General features: G+C 64.6%; 20 protein-coding genes and 1 pseudogene. 8 read left to right on the top strand and 13 right to left on the bottom strand.

Annotated features, from left to right (window positions below; all coding sequences use genetic code 11):
• Nucleotides 1–274: 274 nt before the first annotated feature.
• Nucleotides 275–3,220, bottom strand: a complete 2,946-nt coding sequence (locus tag IEY49_RS11365) for a PAS domain S-box protein (protein ID WP_189008435.1) — start codon at nucleotides 3,218–3,220, stop codon at nucleotides 275–277.
• A 111-nt stretch (nucleotides 3,221–3,331) separates the two neighbouring features.
• Nucleotides 3,332–3,994, bottom strand: a complete 663-nt coding sequence (locus tag IEY49_RS11360) for an HAD family hydrolase (protein ID WP_189008433.1) — start codon at nucleotides 3,992–3,994, stop codon at nucleotides 3,332–3,334.
• A 99-nt stretch (nucleotides 3,995–4,093) separates the two neighbouring features.
• Between IEY49_RS11360 and IEY49_RS11355 the strand changes: the two genes are divergently transcribed.
• Nucleotides 4,094–4,711: a DedA family protein gene (locus tag IEY49_RS11355; RefSeq protein WP_189008430.1), complete on the top strand. Its 618-nt coding sequence runs from the start codon at nucleotides 4,094–4,096 to the stop codon at nucleotides 4,709–4,711.
• 201 nt (nucleotides 4,712–4,912) lie between these two features.
• Here IEY49_RS11355 and IEY49_RS11350 read toward each other — a convergent pair whose 3' ends face one another.
• Complete coding sequence (locus IEY49_RS11350) at nucleotides 4,913–7,138, bottom strand: MMPL family transporter (RefSeq protein ID WP_189008426.1); 2,226 nt, start codon at nucleotides 7,136–7,138, stop codon at nucleotides 4,913–4,915.
• Nucleotides 7,139–7,270: 132 nt separating this feature from the next.
• Nucleotides 7,271–8,065, bottom strand: coding sequence for an APH(3') family aminoglycoside O-phosphotransferase (locus tag IEY49_RS11345; protein ID WP_189008423.1), 795 nt, complete (start codon nucleotides 8,063–8,065; stop codon nucleotides 7,271–7,273).
• A gap of 84 nt (nucleotides 8,066–8,149) precedes the next feature.
• Between IEY49_RS11345 and IEY49_RS11340 the strand changes: the two genes are divergently transcribed.
• Together IEY49_RS11340 and IEY49_RS11335 are read left to right on the top strand one after the other, a co-directional pair.
• Nucleotides 8,150–9,055: a hypothetical protein gene (locus IEY49_RS11340; RefSeq protein ID WP_189008420.1), complete on the top strand. Its 906-nt coding sequence runs from the start codon at nucleotides 8,150–8,152 to the stop codon at nucleotides 9,053–9,055.
• The gene (locus tag IEY49_RS11335; protein WP_189008417.1) at nucleotides 9,052–9,423 is read left to right on the top strand and encodes a hypothetical protein; all 372 of its coding nucleotides are present in this window, start codon (nucleotides 9,052–9,054) and stop codon (nucleotides 9,421–9,423) included. The genes IEY49_RS11340 and IEY49_RS11335 overlap by 4 nt, the downstream gene beginning before the upstream one ends.
• 190 nt (nucleotides 9,424–9,613) lie before the next feature.
• Here IEY49_RS11335 and IEY49_RS11330 read toward each other — a convergent pair whose 3' ends face one another.
• Nucleotides 9,614–10,285, bottom strand: a complete 672-nt coding sequence (locus tag IEY49_RS11330) for a DUF2270 domain-containing protein (protein ID WP_189008479.1) — start codon at nucleotides 10,283–10,285, stop codon at nucleotides 9,614–9,616.
• Nucleotides 10,286–10,407: 122 nt separating this feature from the next.
• Between IEY49_RS11330 and IEY49_RS11325 the strand changes: the two are divergent.
• Nucleotides 10,408–11,126 (top strand): annotated as a pseudogene (locus IEY49_RS11325) (transposase family protein).
• Nucleotides 11,127–11,158: 32 nt separating this feature from the next.
• Here the strand turns inward: IEY49_RS11325 and IEY49_RS11320 are convergent.
• On the bottom strand, nucleotides 11,159–11,557 hold the full coding sequence (locus tag IEY49_RS11320; protein ID WP_189008414.1) for a cupin domain-containing protein: 399 nt from the start codon (nucleotides 11,555–11,557) through the stop codon (nucleotides 11,159–11,161).
• 443 nt (nucleotides 11,558–12,000) lie between these two features.
• On the opposite strand from IEY49_RS11320, the gene IEY49_RS11315 reads away from it, so the two are divergent.
• Nucleotides 12,001–13,398, top strand: coding sequence for a S8 family peptidase (locus IEY49_RS11315; RefSeq protein ID WP_189008411.1), 1,398 nt, complete (start codon nucleotides 12,001–12,003; stop codon nucleotides 13,396–13,398).
• Nucleotides 13,399–13,460: 62 nt separating this feature from the next.
• On the opposite strand, the gene IEY49_RS11310 is transcribed toward IEY49_RS11315, so the two are convergent.
• From IEY49_RS11310 to IEY49_RS11280, 7 genes are all read right to left on the bottom strand, one after another.
• A complete protein-coding gene (locus tag IEY49_RS11310; protein WP_189008408.1) occupies nucleotides 13,461–14,105 on the bottom strand; it encodes an MBL fold metallo-hydrolase in 645 nt (214 codons plus the stop codon).
• Between the two features lie 35 nt (nucleotides 14,106–14,140).
• A complete protein-coding gene (locus IEY49_RS11305; RefSeq protein WP_189008405.1) occupies nucleotides 14,141–15,097 on the bottom strand; it encodes a DNA polymerase III subunit delta' in 957 nt (318 codons plus the stop codon).
• Nucleotides 15,098–15,107: 10 nt separating this feature from the next.
• Nucleotides 15,108–15,869, bottom strand: a complete 762-nt coding sequence (locus IEY49_RS11300) for a metallophosphoesterase family protein (protein WP_189008402.1) — start codon at nucleotides 15,867–15,869, stop codon at nucleotides 15,108–15,110.
• A gap of 60 nt (nucleotides 15,870–15,929) precedes the next feature.
• Nucleotides 15,930–16,958 carry a S66 family peptidase gene (locus IEY49_RS11295; protein WP_189008400.1) on the bottom strand — a complete coding sequence of 343 codons (1,029 nt, stop codon included), beginning with the start codon at nucleotides 16,956–16,958 and terminating at the stop codon, nucleotides 15,930–15,932.
• Nucleotides 16,959–17,054: 96 nt separating this feature from the next.
• Nucleotides 17,055–17,522 (bottom strand): hypothetical protein, encoded by a 468-nt coding sequence (locus tag IEY49_RS11290; protein WP_189008397.1) that lies wholly within the window; start codon nucleotides 17,520–17,522, stop codon nucleotides 17,055–17,057.
• Between the two features lie 45 nt (nucleotides 17,523–17,567).
• Nucleotides 17,568–18,110 (bottom strand): DUF1440 domain-containing protein, encoded by a 543-nt coding sequence (locus IEY49_RS11285; protein WP_189008394.1) that lies wholly within the window; start codon nucleotides 18,108–18,110, stop codon nucleotides 17,568–17,570.
• Nucleotides 18,111–18,318: 208 nt separating this feature from the next.
• Nucleotides 18,319–19,314, bottom strand: coding sequence for an SDR family NAD(P)-dependent oxidoreductase (locus IEY49_RS11280; protein ID WP_229780751.1), 996 nt, complete (start codon nucleotides 19,312–19,314; stop codon nucleotides 18,319–18,321).
• 260 nt (nucleotides 19,315–19,574) lie between these two features.
• Between IEY49_RS11280 and IEY49_RS11275 the strand changes: the two genes are divergently transcribed.
• The 3 genes from IEY49_RS11275 to IEY49_RS11265 are packed head-to-tail and all read left to right on the top strand — an operon-like array spanning nucleotide 19,575 to nucleotide 22,544.
• Nucleotides 19,575–20,711, top strand: coding sequence for a type III polyketide synthase (locus tag IEY49_RS11275; protein WP_189008391.1), 1,137 nt, complete (start codon nucleotides 19,575–19,577; stop codon nucleotides 20,709–20,711).
• Nucleotides 20,711–21,415 carry a class I SAM-dependent methyltransferase gene (locus IEY49_RS11270; protein WP_189008388.1) on the top strand — a complete coding sequence of 235 codons (705 nt, stop codon included), beginning with the start codon at nucleotides 20,711–20,713 and terminating at the stop codon, nucleotides 21,413–21,415. Before IEY49_RS11275 ends, IEY49_RS11270 begins: the two co-directional genes overlap by 1 nt.
• Entirely contained in the window at nucleotides 21,408–22,544 is a 1,137-nt protein-coding gene (locus IEY49_RS11265; protein ID WP_189008386.1) for an FAD-dependent oxidoreductase, read from the top strand. The genes IEY49_RS11270 and IEY49_RS11265 overlap by 8 nt, the downstream gene beginning before the upstream one ends.
• The last annotated feature ends 87 nt before the right edge of the window (nucleotides 22,545–22,631 follow it).

Here is a 22,631-nt window from a genome sequence, read left to right as displayed (position 1 = left end):
GGCGAGCCGGCGTTCTTCCTGCTGGGCACGGGTGAGCTTTGAGGGCTTCCAACCAGACATACCCGCTCAGTATAACAATGATAATTTACGCCGAGATCAATAAGTTCCCTGGCAGGCCTTTCCAGCTTCCCAACCCGGCGTCCCCCGACCAGGTCTGTCCAGGGGTCGTAGCAGCCTACCCAGAGCTCAGCGAGGTCAACCAGGGGCAGCCAGAGCGGTCCCAGAGGTGCGAAATGAAAGTCGGGAAGGGCCTGAACACGACCTGTTCAGGCTCCTACTCTTCGTCTGATTCCGTTTCCGGCCCGGCAATGGGCAGTGTGAAGTGAAAGGTGCTGCCCACCCCAACTTCCGACTCGACCCACAGCCGCCCGCCATGCCGCTCCACAATGCGTTTACACACCGCCAGCCCCACGCCGGTGCCCTTGTATTTTTCTCGGTTGTGCAGACGCTGGAACACCGTGAAGATCCGGTCGAAATACTGCCGCTCGATCCCGATTCCGTTGTCCCGGACCTGGAAGTGAAGGCACTGCCCTTCCTCCTCAGTCGAGATATGAACCGCCGGCACCACACCCGGACGCTGGAACTTGATGCCGTTGCTCACCAGGTTCTGCAGCAGTTGCCGCAGTTGCACCGGGTCTGCCTGGAGGCTGGGCAGCGGGTCCCAGGAGACGATTGCGCCGCTTTCACGCAGGTCTTCTGCCAGGTCACGGGTGATGTCTTCAAGCAGCTCGTTGGCGTCCACCAGGGCCAGCTGGTGATTTTCCGCACCCACCCGGGAAAAGGCCAACAGGTCCTGAATCAGGTTACCCATCCGTCTGGCCGCGTCCACCGTGAAATGGATGTACCGGTCGGCCTTCGGGTCCAGCTGGCCCTGGTAGCGCCGGGCCAGCAGCTCGGTAAAGCTGGTAATGGTCCGCAGAGGCTCCTGCAGGTCGTGCGAGGCGACGTAGGCGAACTGCTCCAGGTCACGGTTCGAGCGCTCCAGTTCCTCGGTCCGCTGGGCGAGCTGGGTCAGGCTGCGCGCGCCTTCAATGGCCAGACCCAGGCTGCGCACAACGCTTTCGAGCACCGCCTTGTCGATATTGGTCCAGACCCGGCTATGAAACAGGGCCACGGCAAAGACACCGACGCGCTCACCGTTGACGATGACCGGCAGCACCGCGCTGGCCGCAAAATGCCCGGTCAGTTCACCCAGGTTGTCGATGCTGGTGTCGTAGACATCCACATAGTGCGCCTGTCCCTGCGTCCAGGGAGGAAGAAAATTGCGCGTGGTCTCGTAGGGCAATCCATCCGCCGCCGCCTGCTGCAGGCCCTCATTGCCCCACTCGCCCACGATGGACCGCAGGTGCCACATTTGCCCTTCAAGTTCGTAGTAAGCCGCGTGGCCGTCGGGCAGCATGGACATCACCACTTCCTGCGCCCGGCGGATCAGTGCCACGGCGTCACTCTTGAGGGTCAGGTCGCGCGTCAGGCTGGCAAAGGCCTCCAGGGCCCTGGTCCTGGCCTCCAGTTCCGCGTTCTGCACTGCCAGCCGCTCCGACTGATCGGCCCGCTCCAGCGCCAGGTTCAGGCTGCGTCCCACGGCCCTGACCAGCGCCTTGTCGGGTTCCGACCACTGGCTGGTGTCTTTAAGCCCCACGGACAGCAGCCCCACCACCTCGCCCGCCACCATCAGCGGATAGACCGCAATGGAACCAAACTGCTCGGTTTCGCGCACCTGTTCGCGCTCCGCATTCCAGGCATCGGCAAACCGGGCTTCTCTGGCCTGAAGTGTCTGTGCGATCAAGGGCGTTTCTGACGGCAGGCCGGCGGTAATCACCGCGAGCGTCTCCTTGGGCAGGTCCGAGGTCCACTCCCGGGCCTTCCACAGACTGCCGTCGAATTCATAATAGGCTGCACTGACCCCGCTGAAGCGCGTCTGGATCACCGCCAGTGCCTGCCGGATCAGCACGGAGGTCTCTGTCTCGGTGCCGACAGCCTCGGTATAGGCCACAAAAGCGTCCAGAGACGCCGTCTGGGCCTCCAGCGCCTGCGTCCGCTGCTCGACACGCTGCTCCAGCGTGGCGTTCAGGGCCCGTACCTCCTCTTCTGCCCGCTTGAAGTCGGTGATGTCCTTGACCACTCCCAGCATGTGCTGCTTGTTGCCTTCCTGGTCTTGCAGTGCGCGCGCACGTGTCCAGATCCAGCGCTCCTCACCGTCGGCGCGGCGCACACAGCACTCGATGTCCCAGGCCTCACCCTTTTCCAGCGCGCTGCGGAACTGATGATCCACGAAGTCCCGGTGTTCCGGCACGACATGTTCCAGAAAAGTCCCGTAGGTCCAGGTCGCGTGGCCCTGGGGATAGCCGAAAATCGTGTCGTGCCGCAGCGAACGCCATGAAGAGTGGTCCCGCAGGTCCAGTTCCCAGTCTCCCAGTTCGGCAGCCTCCAGCGCAAAGCGCAGACGCGACTGGCTCTCGCTCAGGGCCTGTTCGGCCTGCATGCGCCCGGTGATGTCGCGGGATACAGCCAGCAGCCGTTCAACCTGTCCGTCTCCACCCCGGATCGGGCTGACCGTGACCTCCCACCAGCGTGGGGTGCCCTTGAAGGTACGCGCAAAGCCCTGAAATGAAGAGGTCTTTCCCCGCCGGGCAGCGTCAAGGGCCGCTTCGACTTCCGCCCGCACCTCCCCTTCCCAGAAACTGGGCCAGAAGGCCAGCTGGCAGGCGCTGAAGTCGTCCACTTCCATGGCCTGCTGGCCACCGGCATTCATGCTGAGCAGCCTGGCATCCAGGCTGAGCACCTTGATGCAATCAGGATTCTCATCGATGACGTGCTGCAAAAAGGAATGCTGTTCGCCCATCTCCGGCAAGGACCTCCGGAAGCGGTGGATGTCGGCGGCAGATGTGATCCAGACTCCGGCGGTCCCGGGCAGGGGCCGGGTGTCCAGCTGGAACCAACGGTACTGACCGTCATGGCGGCGCAGACGCAGTTCGGTCTGATGCTCGGAAGCGTCCGGGGGGAAGGGCAGCTGTTCGTGGTTCTCAGGATGAACCAGAGACTCCAGGAAATGCCCGATAAGTGTGTTTTCCTCCAGCCCGCAGTAGGTCAGCAGGGCCGGGTTGACCGCCAGCACACGGCCCTGCTGGTCTGTGGCCCAGGTGGGGTGAGGGGAGGCCACAGCCAGCAGACCGGCCAGCTCTCGCGGCCCACTGTTGGAAGCTGTTCGCGGCGCATGCATCCCCGTATGTTATCGGCTGTCCGAGCGTCTGGCACATCCTGAAGGGAGCCTAAGGAGGGCAGAACAGGAGGTGGCGGGGCCCTGATGACGTGCCCACCTCGTCTGGGACTTTCAGCTTTCGCCCAGTGCGCGCAGCAGTCCTTCCAGACCTCCGGAATAGCCGTCCTCCAGCCGCGCCCAGGAAGGTGGGAAGGGCTGGGTGCGCGTCACATCGTTGGGCACCACCACCACCCGCATCCCGGCTGCCACTGCCGCCGTCGCCCCGTTCAGGCTGTCCTCGACCGCCACACACTCTGCCGGGTGCAGCCCAAGGCGCGAGGCCGCCATCAGATACAGTTCCGGGTCAGGTTTGACGCGCGCGACATCGTCCCGGGTGGCCAGGGTTTCGAAGTGATCCAGCAACCCATGCTGGGCCATCCAGCGCGTGACCCACTGGCGGTCGCTGCTGGTGGCCAGGGCCAGACGGTATCCGGCCGGCCGGACCGCGTCGAGCACCGCGCGGACACCGGGACGCAGGTCCTGTTCGGAGATATCGCTGACAATGCGGCTGTGCAGATCAGCATGAACCTGCTGGCGGTCGGCCTGAACATGGTCCGGCAACCCGGCCCAGGGATCGAAGACGTCCCAGGTGCCCACCCCGCGCTGCCACTCGTGCAGGTGCAGTTCCCGTCCATGCTGCTGATACAGCTGCTGCCAGTGCAGAAACTCGCGCGTTTCGGTATCCAGGATGGTGCCGTCGAAGTCAAAAATCAGCGCTTTGAGTGCCGGGGCCATGTCTGCGAGTGTAGGCGGCGCACCCGGGGCGCAGCCACTTGAGCTGGGCTTGACTTAAGGTGGATGTTCGGGCCATCTCCAGCCGCTAGGCTGCGGGGTATGGCCGAGTGGGTACAGAATCTGATGGACAGCATGGGGTATCTGGGGATCCTGCTGCTGATGGTGATCGAGAACGTGTTTCCCCCGATTCCAAGCGAACTGATTATGCCCTCGGCCGGCTTTGCCGCGTCACGCGGCGACCTGAATCTGGCCCTGGTCGTGCTGATGGGCACGCTGGGCAGCGTGCTGGGCACCCTGCCGCTGTATTACGTGGGGCGGGCGTTTGGAGAAGAGCGGCTGGTTGCCTGGGCGGACAAATACGGCAAATGGTTGACCCTGAGTGGCAAGGACATCCGCAGGGCCGACGACTGGTTTGACCGCCACGGCACCAAGGCAGTGCTGTTCGGACGCATGGTGCCGGGCATCCGCAGCCTGCTGAGCCTGCCGGCCGGCATGAGCGAGATGCCGCTGCCCAAGTTCCTGATCTACAGCGCCATCGGCTCGGCGCTGTGGGCCTCGGTGCTGGCGGGAGCCGGCTACCTGCTGGGCGAGAACTACGACAAGGTCGAGCGGTACGTGGGACCGGCCAGCAAAGTGATTCTGGGGCTGCTGGTCGTCGCGGCCGTGGTGTGGTTTGTCCGCCGCAAGCATTCCCAGGGTTCAGGCGCTGGCAGCTGAGGGCAGCCATCCGGGGGGAGAGGCCAGTTCGCCTCTCCCCTTTCCTGCCCGGTTCCTGCTGCTGGGAAGGTCTTATGGAGTGCGCTCCGCAAGGCGTGACCACCCCCACCTCTGACGGCCTCCCTTCAAGGTCAATCTGCTTTTACCTCTCTTCTCTGACTGTTGAGCCTCAGCGCCAGGACATTGTCCTGCACCCCCGCCTCAGTGCTCGATGTGCACGTGCGGAAGGCGGCGGTCAAGCCACCCGGGCAGCCACCAGTTCCAGTGCCCGGCCAGCTTTAGAAAGGCGGGCACCAGCACCAGCCGAACTAGTGTGGCGTCCAGCAGCACGGCGGTGGCCAGCCCCAGGCCAATACTTTTGCTGGCCACCACCCGGCCCACCGTGAAGGCCGCAAAGACGATGAACATGATTACAGCCGCGCTGGTAATAATCCGCGCGGTGCGGCCCACTGCCAGCACCACAGCCTCGTCATTGGGGACGCCGCGCAGGTGTTCTTCCTGCACGCGGGAAAGCAGAAAGATCTCGTAGTCCATGCTCAGGCCGAACATCACCGCAAACAGCAGCAGCGGCAGGCTGGAATCCAGCACCCCGACATCATTCGGAATGCCCAGCAGGCCTGCCATCACTCCGTTCTGGACGACCATCGTGACCACCCCATAAGCTGCCGCAACTGTCAGTGCATTCATGATGATGCTTTTGAGTGGAATCAGAAGGCTGCAAAATGCCACCATCAGCAGCAGGAAGGTCCCTACGAAGACCGTGATCACCGCAGCCGGCATGGCGCCGGTAATGGCGTCGCTGAAGTCCCGCTCGCCAATGGGCGCCCCACCCAGCAGATAGGAAAAGGGCGAGGTGCCCAGTGCCTCCCGCAATCGGGCCTCAAAGGGTTCAATCTGGTCGGCGCGCAGGTACTGCTCGGGAATCACGGTGATACGCAGCAGCTCCCGGTCGCGACTGAATGAGCGCTGGTTCAGGGCCGTTACGGCGCCCAGGCTCTGCAGGCTACTGCTGGCCTCACCCGCGCCGCTCAGGTCCTCAGGCCGCAGGAAGGGGCTGATCACCGCCCGCACACCCGGAACCTTCCGCAGGGTCTGCACGGTCTCGCCGAAGGCCTCGCGCTGGGAAGCGCCATACCGCTGGCCCTGCAGGTCCAGCACCACCTCGAACTGGCTGAGCAGCCCGCCGGCCCCCAGATCACGCACGTCGGCCAGCGCGTCGCGGCTTTCCACGCCGGGTGTCAGGCCCCAGGCTCCCGCGTAGCCTGTGCGCATGTTCAGTGCCGGAAAGGCCAGCACAAGCAGGAAGGCCGTGCTCAGCACCACCGCCAGCAGCGGCCGCGCCGTGACCCGCCGCGCGAAGGCGGTCCAGGCCTGCGAAGCGGCCGAACTCTGTCCCCAGGGAAAACGGATGATACGGGGACTGTTGACGCGCTCACCCAGCAGGGCCAGCAGGGCGGGCAGCGCGGTCAGGCTGGCCACCACGGTCAGCAGCACGACCAGCACCCCGCCAAGGCCCATGCTGCGCACGAACGCGATGGGCGGCAGGATCAGCGCGGCCATGGCAATGGCGACCGTCAGGCCGCTGAAGGCGACACTGCGCCCGGCAGTCATGACCGTGCGCGCAGCAGCGGCGCGCGAGTCGTGATCCCTGGCCAGTTCCTCGCGGAAACGGTTGACCATCAGCAGGGCGTAGTCGATCCCGGCGCCCAGGCCCAGCATGGTGATGATGCTCTGCGCGAAGGTGCTGACTTCCGTCACTCGGGTCAGGCCCCAGACGCCGGCCATGGCCACCGTGATGCTCAGCACCCCCACGATCAGGGGGAGGCCGGTGGCCACCAGCGCCCCAAAGACCATCAGCAGGACCAGGGCGGTCAGCGGCAGGGCAGCGAACTCGCTGCGTTTGGTGTCTTCCTCGGCAAATTGCGTGAAGTCGTCGGCGATGGCCTGCCCGCCGGTCACCTGGACACGCAGCGCCGGAGAGCTGACGCGGGTGGCATAGACCCGGAGCCGCGTGACCGTCTCGGTGGCGCCTTCGTCGAGCGGAATCTGAACCAGCGTCAGGGCACGCTCGCCGGCTTCGTCTGTGGTGGGAACCGCACCTGCTGCGTCCGCCCGCAGCACCCTGGACACGCCCTTGATGTCATTCAGGCCGTCTGCAAAACGGTCGTAAGCGGCCCGGCCAGCCGGGGTGGTCAGCGGCGGAACGGAGCGCGTAACCAGCAGGGCGGTATTGGTGTCCTTCTCACCGAAGCGCTCACGCAGCAGCCGGGTGACGCGGGCGCTTTCCGTGTCCAGCAGTTCACCGGGGTGGGCACTCAGGGCTCCTGGCGCACGGGCTGCAAATGGCGCACACAGCGCGACGACCAGCACCCACACCAGTAGCACGCTCCAGGGATGCCGGGAGACCAGAGACGAAAGGGCTCGCATACCCGCGCAGTAGACCATGGGTTCCAGGCCCGGCCCGGGGCAGCTGCAACCTCAGGGCAGCGAACACGAAAAGGCGACGACGCGGCAACGTTCAGGCCGGGACCCGGGGAGCCTGAACTCAGACACCGGACCTCAGAACAGCTCGTCGAGCAGCATGTAGTAGTGCAGCTTGTGCTCGTCGATCAGCGCACGCCCGTACAGATCCAGAAACATGCCCGCGTAGGTGTCACCCAGGTTGTGCCGGGTGCTGCGCCACGCCAGTGCCAGATCCGCGTGCCGATCGGCCAGACCAGCGCGGCCCAGGTCAATCAGGCCCTCGACAAACTCGCCACTGATGATGAAGTTGGGCAGACAGGCGTCCCCGTGCGTGACCACCAGATCCTCGGTTTCCGGGCGGCTGCGCACCAGTTCGTTAAACACACTCACGGCGCTGCGGTCCTGGCGCCCGGCGTCGAAATCGGTCTCGTCCACCACGCCGGCCTCGACCCGCTCGCGCGCCAGACGCAGGGTATAGGGCAGGGTCATGTTGAAAGGACAATCGCGCAGGGGCAGGGTGTGCAGTTCGCGCAGCGCCCGGGCCAGCAGCGTGACCACCCGCTCGGGGTGCAGCGTGGCGTCCGGGTCACTCATGGGAATGCCGGGAACCCGGGTCATGGCCAGGTATTCGGTGTTCCCTTCCAGCTCGTAACCGATGACGCGCGGCACCGGCACCCTTCCGGCGAAATAACGCAGCCGTTCACGCTCCTGTTGCAGGGTGCTGACCGGTGCCACCTCCCGGATCTGGACCTTGACCACGTGCCGGGTGCTGCGCCACACTCCCGCACCGCTCTGTCCCAGGGTAACCTGCTCCCAGCGGGCGGCAGGCAGCACACGCCTCAGGGACTCGGGCAGGGTCAGAAGATCAGGCAGGGTCACGCGGCGCAGCATAGCGGCCTGAGGCGCTGCGCCCTTCCACGCCAAAGGTGCCCCCACGGGACCCTTCGGAAGGACGCAGCGCGTACACTACGTGGAATGAAGGTTGGTCTGCTCGAATCACGTGCCGCGCGGCTGGGAGGCTACTGGGCGGCGTACCTCAAGGAACTTGGGGTGGAGATCGTCACGCCCTCCCTGCCTGACGCCGAGGCCCTGGCGCTGGGTCAGGAAAGCCTGAAGGGCGAATCGCTGCCCGTCCAGCTGGCGCTGGGGCGCATCCTGGCCCTGGATGGGGTGGACGCGGTGCTGATGCCACAGTGGGCTCCGGTGCAGGGCGACGCCTGGAGTGAGGCGCTGGGCGAGTTGCTTTCCCGCCGCATCAGCGGCCTGCCGAACATGATTCCGGTCCCTGATGGCGGCGAGGGTCTGGAAAGCGCGGCGGCCGAGGTCGGGCTGCGCCTGTCGCAGAATGCCGGCGGGGTCCGGCTGGCACTGGAACGTGCCCGGATTCACGCGGCAGGTCCGCGCCAGGAAATGCCGCCGCTGAGCGTGGCGTCACGCGTGACCGTCGGGGTCATCGGTCCACGGACGCTGCTGGCCGAGGACGTTCTGGGGGGGGAGCTGCGCGCGGCCCTGGACGCGCTGGGGCTGCACGCCGTTTACAGCCACGAGCTGCCCCTGCCGGAAGTCCTGAAGCGCGCCGAGCGCATGCAGGGCGCGGACACGGCCCCCGCAGGCGAGCGTGAGCTGTTCGGGGCCGTCTCCATGCTGTCGGGTAAAGGCGCGGTCCGCGGCCTGATCTTCGCTGCGCCTGCTCGTGACGGCGCGTCCCACGCCGCCGTGCAGCGGCTGGCCGCCCAGCAGCACAAGCCCTCCATGGTCATTACAGTGGACGCCGGTGAGGCGGAGGCTGGCACTGGCAGCTGGCCGGAACTCGAAGCCTTCCGTGACCGCATTACCCTGGGCGCCGCGGCCCGGGCCGCCGCACCGGAGGGAAGCGCATGAAAGCCTGGCAATGGTTGACGCGGTCCGATCCCACACCGGGCCTCAACAGGACCAAGTTGCTGCGCCTGGTGGTGCGGGTCATGCTGTTCGCCCTGGTGGCCACGCTGATCAGCAGCCTGCTGCAGCTCACGCCGCTGGGGCCGTATCTGAACACCTGGTGGGGCAGCCTGCTGTTCATTCTGGTGCTGTATGTGCCGGTGGCCCGCTACCTGATGCTGGACATCGGGCCAAGGCGCCCGGTGGCAGGACGTGGCCTTCAGGGCAGCGGTACCACCGGGGCAGCGACCAGCCGCGCTCAGCGCCGCAAGGAGCGCAACCGCTACGCCGGGGTCAAGAAGGGCGCACCCAAATACGGTGGCCGCCGCTGAAGCCGTCTATCGACCCAAGCCGCCGGGAAGGTCATCTTCCCGGCGGCTATGTTGTTTGTAGCTGTGTTGTTTGTGGAGGTTACTGGTCGAGCCACGTGCGTGGGAGAAGACTGACCTTTCGCCCAGTGCGCCTGAGGGGACCAGCTCACTTCACCATGCAAGCTCACTTCACCATGCAGCAGCCAGATGCTCAGCCCTCTTCCAGGGGGTAGGTCCGTGCCGCGCGGATGGCCAGGCCGATCAGGTATACGTAGAACAACCCTACGCCGGAAAACACAATCCACCCGGGAAAACTGCCGATGTCGGCCAGTGACAGCGCGTCCGGGAACTCCAGTACCCAGCCTTTGGGCTGGGCCAGTTCCAGTTTGGCCAGCCATGCCAGCAATACCGCGCTGTAGATCCACAGATAGTTGCGGCCCAGGCGCCAGCCCAGGGCGTCGGCGCGGCTCATGGGGCTGCGGGGTTTGGCCAGCTCGGCCAGCAGCAACTGGTGCCAGCCAGGGTCCACATGATCCCCCAGCATGGCTGGATAGAAGAAGCGTTCCATAATCCGCACGCGGTGGTGGGCGATCTCATAGGTGCGGAACCGGCGCGCCTCCAGACGCAGAAAAAAGTAGTTCATGAACATCGCGAACAGGAAGGTCGCGTGGCTGGTGTTAACGTCACCCAGCGCAAAGGAGGCCAGGCCCGCAGTGGTCACCACCGACCAGTTGGTGGTCATGTCCAGCCGCTGGCGGTAGGCGGTCATCTTGCCGACCTCTGCCCGGTGCAGGTGAATCAGGGCATTGGACGTGTTGGTGCTGTAGCTGACCTCGGTCAGCCCACCTGCCAGTGCACCGGGGCCGCCCCCCGTGCCCGGCATCAGGAGAACCTCGCCTTCATAACCTTTAGGGTAGCGCGTCGGATTAACCGCTATATCTACCCCGTTTAGGGCCTGCATCAGCGCAGCCGCATCATCTGTAGGGCAACAAAAATGGAGTCAGTATGGCTAGATACCGACTCCACCACGGTTTAAGCTGTTGTCGCGTCATCCGCACTTTATGGCGTTGCGCGAGAAAGCATTTCAGCGATCACAAGCGCTGCCACCACCAGAAGGTCACAGATGCGATCCTCGTCGCATTGCTGCTTTCACGGTATGTCGTCAAGCATCCGTCCATCTGATGGAAATCTTGCGGGAAGACCGGGGCGGTCTTCCCAGGTACACTCAGGCGTTTACACGCGGGCAGCGCCTTGTGGAGCATTTTGAGGCTCCCGTTAGTCCACCCATGCGCTGTCCAGAAGTCGTAGCGGACTCGTTGTCATTCCCGGTGTGTCGGCCCAAACGAGGGAAACGCTGCGCGTTTCCTGGTGCGCGATGGAGATTCGGGACCCAGGGCAATTTCTTCGGCTTCAAACTCCGCGCCTGGGTCTCGCCGATGGACTAGGTGATGCAGTAACTCATCCGACCGGCTCATCTGCAGGACACGACCGTCGCCTATGAATTGAATAATCGCTGGCCGGACTTCATCTCCCCACCCAAGGAAAACACCCGGTACGACACCGAATGGTGGAAAGACGGCCACTCGAAATGTCGCAAACCCATCGAAACCGTATTTCGTCAGTTGATTGAGACTCAGGTTCGTTCCGTCCAGACCAAAACCTTCACCTCATTGCGGCTCCATGTCGTCTTGGCAATACTCGCCCACAACCTCATGCACCCCTAAACGCGGTGGAGAATTATAACAGCTCGCATGAGTTACTTATTGGTGGTAAGCGTTGCACCTTTGGGCAACAGGAAGGTCACCACGAAGCTCGCTTTGCTCTGCGAGGTGTTGGAGACCTGGATAAACTCTCCGGCATTGACCATGTACATCTCCCCAGCTTTGTACGTCTTAACGCTGCTGTCTTTTTCACGCCGCAGGGTGACCTCACCCTCAAGTACTGTCGTGAGTTCTACACCGCCATGCATGTGCATGGGGCTGCTGGCGCCGGGAGCAACGTCCACGATCTGCTGAATTACATCAAAGTCCCCGCTGACGGAGAGCGCATCGACCCTGAGATTGTGACGTACCAGTGGACGCAGGGGGGTGGCGGGTTGGGACACTGCCGAACCTGCAGGAGCGCTGCCAGGAGTGGACGCCGTCATGGTGGTCATGGGCGAACACCCGGCAAGCAAGAGAAGTGCAGGACAGACGGCAACATGGAGGGCGAGGCGTGACAAAAGTGCCTTCATAGACAACCTCCTAGGCAAACCCTGGTCCAGGCTTGCTGTGACGGGGGAGTCAATTACTCCTGAAACCCGTGGAACAAGAGTACGTCTCACTTTGTTGGTAGGGCAAGTGAAGAGCAATCTTGGGGTGTTGCTGGAATGAGTTCAACAAGGCGGGACCAGGAAGCAAGCCCTTTTTCCCTTTTCATCCCCCCTATGCCCTAAAAAAGTACATTCGATTAAGGTTAGTTCAGCCGGACTTATGGCTTCTTTGCGATACAAAGACTTTTTCTTGGAATTGTGAAGTTGTTACATCAGCTCCTGAGCAGCCTGTCTAGAGTTCATGAACGTCCTATAGCTGAATATCGCCGATTTGTTCAGGAGGCTTTATGAACCGTACCCGTCTGTTTGGTGTGTTCACCCTCTCTGTTCTGCTCGCCGCCTGTGGTCAGACTCCCAGTGCTCAGGGACCTGGAATGGAAGCTCCAATCGCGCAGGTTCCGGAAACGGTGGCTTCCGGTCCCGAGTTCGTTGAAGGAGAGGTGCTGGTGCAGTTGCGCAGCGGCCTGAGCGCACAGACGGTCACGGCCCTGAGTGGGTTGGGCGTGCAGAGCCAGGAGACCCTGGCAGTAACGGACGGCGCTCCCTTACTGCGGGCCCGCATTACTGACGGACGGAGCGAGGGAGCCAAGATCACCCAGTTGCAGGCCAGCGGTCTGGTGCGCTTTGCCGAGCCGAACTGGATTTATCAGCATCAGGCAACCAGCAACGACCCGTACTACACCGACGGCACCCTGTGGGGCATGTACGGCAACGCGACCAGCCCCGCCAACGGGTTCGGCAGCCAGGCGGGCGAGGCATGGGCTGCCAACCACATCGGCAGCAAGAATGTCTACATCGGCGTGATCGACGAGGGCATTCAGTTTACCCATCCTGATCTGGCTGCCAACATCTGGCTTAACCCCTTTGACGCTGCAGACGGGGTGGACAATGACGGCAACGGCTACGTGGACGACACGCGTGGCTGGGACTTCGCCAACGGCAACAACACGATCTATGACGGTAACAAGCGCGAAGGTACCGACGAGCACGGCACCCACGTGGCCGGCACCATCGGTGGGGTCGGTGGCAACGGTGTCGGCGTCGCGGGTGTCAACTGGAACGTCACCATGATCAGCGGCAAGTTCCTCGGCTCGCGGGGAGGAACTACTGCAAACGCGATCAAGGCGGTGGACTACTTCACTGACCTGAAAACGCGGCATAAGTTAAACATCGTGGCGACCAGCAACTCCTGGGGCGGGGGCGGCTTCTCGCAGGGCCTGCTCGACGCCATCAACCGTGGTGGTGACGCCGGCATCCTGTTCATCGCCGCAGCGGGCAACGGCGGTAGCGATGGTGTGGGCGACAACAACGACACCACCGCCAACTACCCCAGCAATTACGAGTGCACGGCCAACGGTACGTACGACTGTGTAATCGCCGTCGCAGCAATTGACAAGGCCGGTGCGCTCGCCAAATTCTCCAACTACGGCGCGAACACCGTCGACCTGGGCGCGCCAGGCGTTAGTGTCATGTCCACGCTCCCGAAGAATACCTACGGAGCCTACAGCGGCACGAGCATGGCCACGCCGCACGTCTCGGGTGGCGCAGCCCTGCACGCGGCCACGAGCGGTGCCACGGGCGCAGCACTCAAGAAGGCCATCATGGACGCAGCCACCACCACGCCTACCGCCAGCATGAACGGCAAGAGCGTCACCAACGGCCGCCTGAACGTCAGCGGCTTCTAACCTCTCCAGAATTCACGGAAAGCGCAGCCCGGTATTATTCGGGCTGCGCTTTCCGTATGCCCTCAGGTCAGAAACGGGTTGGTCTGGCGCTCCCGCCCAATGGTCGTGCGCGGGCCGTGCCCCGGATACACCACCGTGTCGTCCGGCAGGCTCAGCAGTTCGGTGGCAATTCCAGTGATCAGCTGCAGATGATTGCCACCCGGCAGGTCCGTGCGCCCGATGCCGCCCATAAACAGGGTGTCACCGGCTACCACGAAGCCGCCCCCCAAAAACACCACGTGGCCCGGCGCGTGCCCTGGCAGTTCGCGCGCCGTCAGGCTCAGGTCCCCAGCCTGAAACACCTGATCCTGCGTAATGTCATGGTCCGGAGCCGAGGGCTGCACAAACGGCAGGTTCCAGCGGGCAGCGCTGGCTGCCCCCAGGTCGTATAGCGCCCGGTCGGACGGATGCAGCCACACCGGTACGTTCAGTGCTTCTCGGAGCGGCTGCACCGCGCCGATATGGTCGAAGTGCGCATGCGTGAGCAGAATGCCCTGCACCGTCACGCCAGAGTCACGCACCACGTCCAGCAGCCGCGCGGCGTCGTCCCCCGGATCGATCAGGAAGCCCTGGTTCTGCGCGCCGGCCACCAGCACCGCATTCTCCTGGAGTGGACCGGTAGATACCGGCCAGACGCGCACGTCACCGTGTTGAAAAGAGGCAGCCATGCGCGGAGTGTAGCGGGAAGACCGGCAGTCCAGCTTCAGGCGTGGCCCAAGGCGTCCCGCAAATTCAGGGCGAACACCTGAAAGCTCAGGCTGGGGCTGGCGTAGGACTCCAGAGCGCCCTGCAACGCCTCCAGGGCCGTGTCGGCGCGGGCCCGCTGGTGAGGCGGCAGGGTGCGCCAGGTGAAACGCAGCGCTTCAGGGTGCCAGGCCGCGTCCCAGTGCTTTTCCAGGCGCTCAGCGGCTTCCAGGGCCGTCAGCAGGCCCACCCCCAGCGCCTCGGTGAACTCGGCAGCGCCGGCTAGAGCGGCATGGACCGTTTCATGGCTCTCCAGCACCCCGGCGCGGCCGGCCGCAAACGCCACCAGGGCTTCGTCAACCGCGCGGCCCTGGGTGCTCAGCGCAAATTCCATGGCGCGGTCGCTGGCCGGCGTGACACTCAGCCGCGCACTGCGGCTCACGATGGTGGGCAGTACCGAGCGCAGGTCCTCGGCCAGAAACACGAACAGCGCGCCGTGTGGCGGTTCCTCGACCAGTTTCAGCAGGGCGTTGGCGGCTTCCTGGCCCAGGAACTCGGCGCCATTCACGATCACCACGCGCTGGCGGTGGGTAGGACGCACTTCCAGGAACTCAAAGACATGTACGTCGTACTCGCGGCTCTTGTCACGGGCTTCCAGAACCGCGCCGATGGGAATCAGCTTGCGCCGCGCGGCCTTGCCGGTGGTGGTCGTGGCCCGCGGTTCGATCAGCAACAGGTCCGGGTGGGCTCCAGCCACCAGCGCGCGGCATGAAGGGCACTGGCCGCACGCCTCGCTGTACATGCCACGGGTACCTGTGCAGTTGTGCTGCGCAGCCACGGCGTGCGCCAGGGCCAGCTTCCCGACCCGCGCCGGGCCGGTCAGCAGCAGGGCGTTGCCACCAAATACCCCGGTCTGTTCCAGCAGGGGCCCGTGCAGGGTCACGGCGCTGCGCAGGGCGTCAGCGGTCGTGATCACCTGCCCACGCTCACTTGCCGACGCTCAGCCGCGCGGCCAGCACCGGCGGCAGTCCGGCGGCCAGCACCGCGTCCTGGGTGCGCTGCAGGTCATAGGACACCCGGAAGACCTGGAAATGTGCACGCACGGTATCGAACAGCGCGTAACTGGCCTGGGGATTGCCGTCTCGCGGCTGACCCACGCTGCCAGGGTTCAGGATCACGCGGGTGGTCGGCGCGACCATGTAACTGCCGCCGTCCGGAAAGGCCTGGGCCTTGACCCATTCACCAACCGGGGCGTTCAGGGTGGCGTACACCACCGGAACGTGGGTATGGCCCACGAAGCCCAGGCGGCCCTGCCAGTTCTGGAAGACCTCCCTCGCCGCCGTGACCGAGTCGGCGTAAGCGTCCAGACTGACCGGGGTGCCGTGGCGGTAGCGCGCACCTACATCCGGGTCGTCGATTCCGTCTTTCCAACTCCCCACCCATCTCAGGTGGTCGGCACTCAGCTCCCTCAGCTGCCAGGTCAGGGCCTGCGACACCACGCTTTCGCGTGGCTGGCGTTTGCCGGAAGCGTACTCCAGCAGCATCTGCTCGTGGTTGCCCAGCAGACAGGTAGCGTCAAGCTCACGCAGAAGTTCCAGAACTTCGACCGGGAACGGGCCGTAGCCCAGCGCGTCCCCCAGGTGCACCACCTGATCGTAGCCACGCACTGACGCGTCCTGCAGAACGGCCTGCAGGGCGGGCAGGTTGGCATGGGTATCGGAAAGCAGCAGCAGCCGCACGCCGGGCATGATACTGCCCTGTTCTTTCATTGGCATGACGCCGGGTCAGAAAGCCACGGGCTGTGGAGGTCAGGGCCACACCGTGATCCGGCCGGCCTGCGGATCAAGCTGCACCTGTGCTCCAAATGGAAGGGTGAGTTGCGGGCTGGTGTGCCCGAAGTCCACCCCTGCGGCCACCGGCAGATCCTCGCGGCCAGCCTCGCGCAGCACACGCCGGACCCAGCCGTGCAGTTGCCCGGTCATCTCCGGGGTATAGCCACGAGGCCGGGCCAGCAGCACTCCGGCAGCGCGCCCCAGAATGCCCTGCGCCGCGTAATTGCGCAGCCAGTACCCTACCTGAGACGGTGTTGGCACGTCCTCACTGGTTTCCAGGGCCAGAACCGCGCCGTTCCACAACCCGGGTGCGGGCCAGCCGGGGGTGCCATTGAGCATGTCCAGCACCTCCAGACACCCACCGATCAGGTGGCCTTGGGCCGGGGACCTGCCCTGCAACCAGGTCCAGCCGTCGCCTGGGTCAAAGGGCCGGCGGATGTTGTGGTCCTCTGCAGTCCAGTCGCTGCCGGCCTCGGTCCATTCCGGGGCCGGGGCCAGCGTAAAGGGCTGTGGCTCGTCTATTAGGGCCCGGCGGACTCCCTGCACCGTGAAGGGGTGCATGCCGCCGTTCTCGGCCAGGTCGGTCAGCAGGGACGGGCCGTGGTAGGCCATTACCCCTGCGCGCAGAAACTGCAGCAAAGTCACCGTGCTGTCGCTGTACCCCAGAAAAACCTTGGGGTGGGCACGGATGAGGTCCAGGTCCAGATGCGGCAACAGCCGGACGCTGTCGTCGCCGCCGATGATGCTGACCATGCCGTGAATGTCCGCGCTGTGCAGGGCCCAGTGCAGATCGGCGGCCCGCGCCTCCGGGTGGGCGTCAAGGTACTCGGGGCCACGCAGGGCGTTGGGAGCAGGAACTATTTCCCAGCCAAATTCCTGAGCCACCTGCCGGACGCCGGCCTGATAGCGGGCCATCACTTCCGTCACAAATCCGCTCGACAGACTCAGGGCCGCCACACGCGAACCGGAACGCAGGCGAGGCGGACGGATAAAGGAAGGTGTCATGCGCCAGGCTAAAGCAGCAGCAGAAAAAAGCCATGCGCCGGGTGGCCTAAGAAGCGCAGACCTGTCAATGTTGCGCAGGCTTACAGGCCTGGGGAATCACTTCTGCCGATCCGGGTCGTGTACGGCACCCACGACAGCGCCGTACACCAGGTGTCCAGCCAGGAAGAGCGCCATCGTCACGGGACCGTACCCGGATGCGAAAATCCTCAGCGCGGGCATCTGGCCTGAGCGGACCATCGGATTCATCCGGTCCAGACCCGGCAGGACCAGGCCGACGATCAGCCAGTGCAGTATTCCCAGCTGACTGCCCGCCCCAGGGCCGGTCTGGCGCGTTCGCTGCATAAGCAGCGCATAGGGCACCGCGATCAGGACCGAGAGCATCAGATGTGCTCCAACACCTGCCGCCCGGCTGCCGAGGCGGTCCGCTTCCCCTGTGAGAAGACCGCCCTCATAGCGGGACATGCTCAGTGGCGTCGTCCGCGTCTGGTACATCAGCAGCGCGAGGATTTCCATGGCGAGCCCGCCGAGCAGACCGGCCTGCACGACTCTGGCGAGATTGGGCATGCGGGCCTCCTTTGGGAACGACGTGTAAGGCGTGTCTCTCAACACTCAGACCGCAGGAGTCACCTGTTCCGGGCGAGACGGATGAAGTTCACGGTCCATAACGCGCAGGACGGCGTCCGTGACCATACCAAGAACGACGTGCGACACCAGACCACGGGCATGGGCCTGCCACGGATAGGCCTGGGGTGGCCCCGACAGCTTGAACACCGCGTTGACAATCTCGTCATTCAGCACAAAAAGGCCAGCACCGTACAGGAAGCCCTGAGCTTCGGGGAGAACCCTGATGCGGTGACGCAGCACCCCATACAGCACCCCGGGCAGAATACCGAGGGCAAAGTGAGCCACTATGCCCCAGGGGTTGGGCTGCCGGGGCCTGAGCTCGGTTCCCAGTGCACCCGCCAGCCGGTTGGCAATGTTATGCGCCGGGTCCAGGCCACCGGGGCGCGCAGCCAGTTCGCGCTGAAGGGTCCTGGCGTCTTCCCGCCGGTACATGTACCAGCCGACGCGGTCCATGGCGCACACACCAGCAGCACCGGCCACCCCACCTTTCAGGGCCTCGGAAAGCGGATTTTTCTGTTGGCTACGCATGTCGTCTCCTTTGAGCTGAGGGAAAATCTGCCTTTTCAGGACCCGCCTGCGCCGGCCTGCGCCGGTTCAGGGGTGTGTCCGAGCTTAAATTCGGTCTTTGTATCGTCAGCTGCCGGTCCCCTGAACTGCCCTTCATGACTGGACGAATCATGAACCCTGGGCCCGAGTAGACAGCGCTGCGCTACGGCAGGTTCGATCCGCCTTCCGTCTAGCCGGACCCCACAAGTGGCGTATGCGGGCGCTCGTCCTGGTAACTGCCCCGCCGCGCGTAGCTGAAGACAGACGCGGACTCGTCGACACGCACCAGGGTCAGCAGGCGGTTGGCCCAGTCCGGGAACAGGTCATAGAACAGCACCAGACCCTTCATTGGCGTGAAGGGCAAAACCACGGGCCGGTAGACCTCCATCGCGTCCACAACGCCCCGGGCGACGTACGCGGCCTCCTGCACAGGCGCGTTCATGTGGGCACCCAGACCTCCTGCCTTGATGTTGGCAACATTGTCGAAAATTGCGGTCCGGGTCGTCACGGGCAGCACCACGGTGACCTTTATGCCCGTCTTCTCGACATGCATCAGTTCCTGCCGCAGCGACTGTGTCATTGATTCAATGAACCCCTTGGTTCCGGCATACACGCCGGTAAAGGGAAAGCTGATCCGCCCCTCCACCGAGGAGGTGTTGATGATGTGGCCGGAGCCCTGCCGGCGCATGACCGGCACCGCTGCCTGCACCCCATACAGGACGCCCATCATGTTGAGCTCGATCAGGTCACGGGTGCGCGCCTCTTCACTGTGTTCGACCGTGTCGATGAACCACTTTCCGGCGTTATTGACCATCACGTCGAGCTGTCCAAAGTGGTTCACGGCCTGCGCGACGAGCCGCTCGACCTGCAGCCGCTCGCGGACGTCGGTGGGAACGACGAGCACTTCGCCGCCCAGGTCCCGCACCTCCTGCGCGACGCGCTCCAGGGGCTCTTGATGGCGTGCTGCGAGAACGACCCTGGCTCCCCGGACCGAGCATTCGAGCGCCACCGCCCGCCCGATACCGCTTGACGCCCCGGTAATGACCACCACCTTGCCCCTGAGGGTTCCGTGTCCGCGTGCCTTCCGGACCGCACGCGCTGCCAGCGTCAGGGCCATGGCGGCGCCGAGGCCCCCCAGAGCGGCGGTGCGGGGCGACAGTGGCACGCGATGATTGCTCTGGCTCATCTGCTCACCGTATGGAGGGGCCCATAAAGACGTTGGCAGACCACGTGAAGACGCATTTACCCAGGCTGAGGCCGCCCTGCGGATCAGGCATAGGGGGAACGCCAGGGCTGCTCCAGAAGACCGACAGCCACCAGGCGCAGATATCCTGAATCAGGCTGATCTCCAGGCACACCGACCTTCCGCTGGGAGCACCCCTGCTTGCCCTAGGCTGCTTTAAGAAACCAAGCGGAACCCATCAGCTTGCCCCCGTAGGCTGGGGTATGGCCGTTTACCTCCACGCTCTGCAACCTGCACTCCCGGAAACGGCCTACCCGCAGACCATGATCCGGGACCTGATCCGGGCCCAGCCGGAACTCGACCGCCTGGGCCAGCGCCTGACCACCAGCATTTTCAATGCCTCGGGGATCGACCAGCGGTACAGCGTGGTCAAGGACTTCCTGCGGGGGCCTGACGAGGAGCCCGGTCTGTTCTACGACCACACCACGGGGCAGATGTTGAGACCCAGCACCGGAGCGCGCAACGACTTCTACACGGTGGAGGCGACCCGCCTCTTTGTGCAGGCTGCCCGTCAGGCCCTGGCCGCCGCACCCGGCCTGAGCGCGGCAGAGATCACCCATGTCGTGACGGTGTCATGCACTGGATTCTTTGCTCCTGGTCCCGACTACGCCATTGTCCGCGCACTGGGCCTCGCGCCACACGTACAGCGCTTCCATGTCGGTTTTATGGGCTGTTATGCGGCCTTCCCTGCCCTGAAAATGGCCAGGGCCTTCTGCGAGGCGGACCCGGAAGCCGTGGTTCTGGTGGTGTGCGCCGAGTTGTGCACCATTCATATGCACTCCTCCAACGACCCCGACACCCTGATTGCCAATTCCGTCTTTGCCGACGGCGCTGCTGCTGCGCTGGTCACCGCGCGGCCACCCTCGCCGGGAACCCCAGTGCTGCGCATGGATCACTTTGAGACCACCCTGACTCCGGTGGGGGTCGGCGAGGCCGATATGGCCTGGACCATCGGCGACCAGGGCTATGACATGGTGCTCAGCACCTATGTCCCGGCCATTATCGAGTCGCATATTCAGGGCGCACTGGCACCGCTGCTGGCCCACGAACCAGCCCTGGCCGGCGCCCCTTACAGCGCCGTGGAGCACTGGGCCATCCATCCTGGCGGGCGCAGCATCCTGGACAAGGTGCAGGGCAGTCTGGAGCTGAGTGACCGGCAACTGCAGCCTTCCCGGGAAGTACTGCGGCAGTACGGCAACATGAGCAGCGTGACGGTGATGTTTATCCTGGCTGATCTGCTGGCCAGCGCAGCGGATCACGACCGCATCGGCGCGCTGGCATTCGGCCCGGGCCTGACCGTGGAATCGGGCCTGCTGACCAAGATGTCCGGACTAGATTGATGAAGCTGGATTTTTCCCGGCGGGCCGCCGGGCTGCACGAACGCATGGACGAGCCGGACTGTGACCCGCAGAAGCTCCGACATACCTACGCGCAGTTCGGGATCATCAATATCCTGGTTTCCGGCTGGCGAAGAATCTACACCCGGCACCTGCGCCCTGGGCTCTCGCCAGCGGTGCCACGTACCCTGCTGGACATCGGCTGTGGTGGTGGGGACGTGCCCCTCCGCTTGGCCCGCTGGGCCAAGCGGGATGGCCTGATGCTCCGTATCACTGCGATAGACGCCGATTCACGGGCTATCGCCTACGCTTCGGCGCGTCCTGCCCCGGCGCAGGTCCAGTTCCGTCAGGCCCTCAGCAGCGACCTGGTGTGGGAGGGCCAGCAGTTTGACTTCATCACCTCCAACCATCTGCTGCACCACCTGACGGCTGAGGAACTGACCACCGTGCTCCAGGACAGTGAGCAGCTGTGCCGTGGGCTGGTGATCCACAACGACATCGAGCGCAGCGCCCTGGCCTACGCCGCTTTCCGGGCCGGGACCGCGCGATTTTTTCCCGGGTCCTTCATTCATGAGGACGGGTTGCTGTCGATCCGCCGCAGCTACACGCATACGGAACTGTCTGCGCTGGCGCCCCCAGGCTGGGTGGCCCGGCGGCAGTTTCCCTTCCGTAACCTGCTGACCTACCGGTCCCGGCCCCATGCTTGACGTCCTGATCGTGGGCGGCGGACCGGTGGGTCTGTACCTGGGCTGCCTGCTGGCCGCGCGTGGGATGAGCTTTCAGGTGCTGGAGCGCCGCTCGGAACCGGGAGCGCACTCGCGCGCCATCGGCATTCACCCGCCCGCTCTGGAAGCCTTCGACCGGCTGAACCTGAGTCAGCCTTTGCTGGACGCCGGCGTCCGCATGACCAGCGGAATCGTCCGCAGTCAGCGCGCCCTGCTGGGGGAACTCAGCTTTCGGGGAACCTCATCGGCCTTTCCTTTTATCCTGTCGCTCCCCCAGCAGCAGACCGAGCAGATTCTGGAACAACGGCTCCGGGAGCTGGCGCCCGGGACTCTACGGCGGGGCACCGAGTGGCAGACATTGCGTGATGAGGGGTCGCAGATCAGCGGGGTTGCCCGGGCCCAGGGGCAGACCGAGACGTTGCGGGCCCGTTTCCTGGTGGGAGCCGACGGGCGCCGCAGTGTGGTGCGGCAGCTGGCCGGCGTCGCCTATCCGGGCGGGACCTACCCGGACAAGTACCTGATGGGAGACTTCCCGGACACCACCGCCTTCCGGCAGGCGGCCGTGATCTACCTGGCCGAGGGCGGGGTGGTGGAGTCCTTTCCCCTGCCCGGCGGACTGCGGCGCTGGGTCGTCCGCACGGACGCCCTGCTCACTGCAGCAGTAGCCGCGGACCTGACTGCTCTGGTCCGGCAGCGAACGGGGCTGCACCTCCCGGCACAGGAGTGTCACATGCTCAGCGCCTTTGGAGTGCGTCACCACGCCGCCCGGCGCATGGCCAAAGGCCGGGTACTGCTGATCGGTGACGCGGCCCACGAGGTCAGCCCTATCGGCGGCCAGGGGATGAACCTGGGCTGGCTGGACGCCGACGCACTTGCACCGCTGCTCCACGAAGCCACTCAGGGTTCCCTGCCGGTTCATCACTTTCAGCACTATGAACGGGCCCGTCAGCGCTCCGCCCGTCTCGCCACCCGGCAGGCGGAGCTGAATATGCTGTTTGGCCGGCCAGGGCATGGGCTCGCCCGGCAGGCACGCGAACAGGTTCTCAGCGGGCTACTGGCGTCCCCGGCACAGACGGTCCTTGCCCGCGCCTTCAGCATGCGCTGGTTGTAACGGGCGGAAGATAAGACCACGCTGCGCCATCTCAGCAACTTCAGGAAATCTTGTCAGCATCATTCCTGAACCACTGGCTTTCAGCGT

Source organism: Deinococcus malanensis, assembly GCF_014647655.1.
Classification (GTDB): Bacteria; Deinococcota; Deinococci; order Deinococcales; family Deinococcaceae; genus Deinococcus; species Deinococcus malanensis.
Note: the sequence above shows the minus strand (reverse complement) of the source record. Positions and strands in the feature narration are given on the sequence as shown.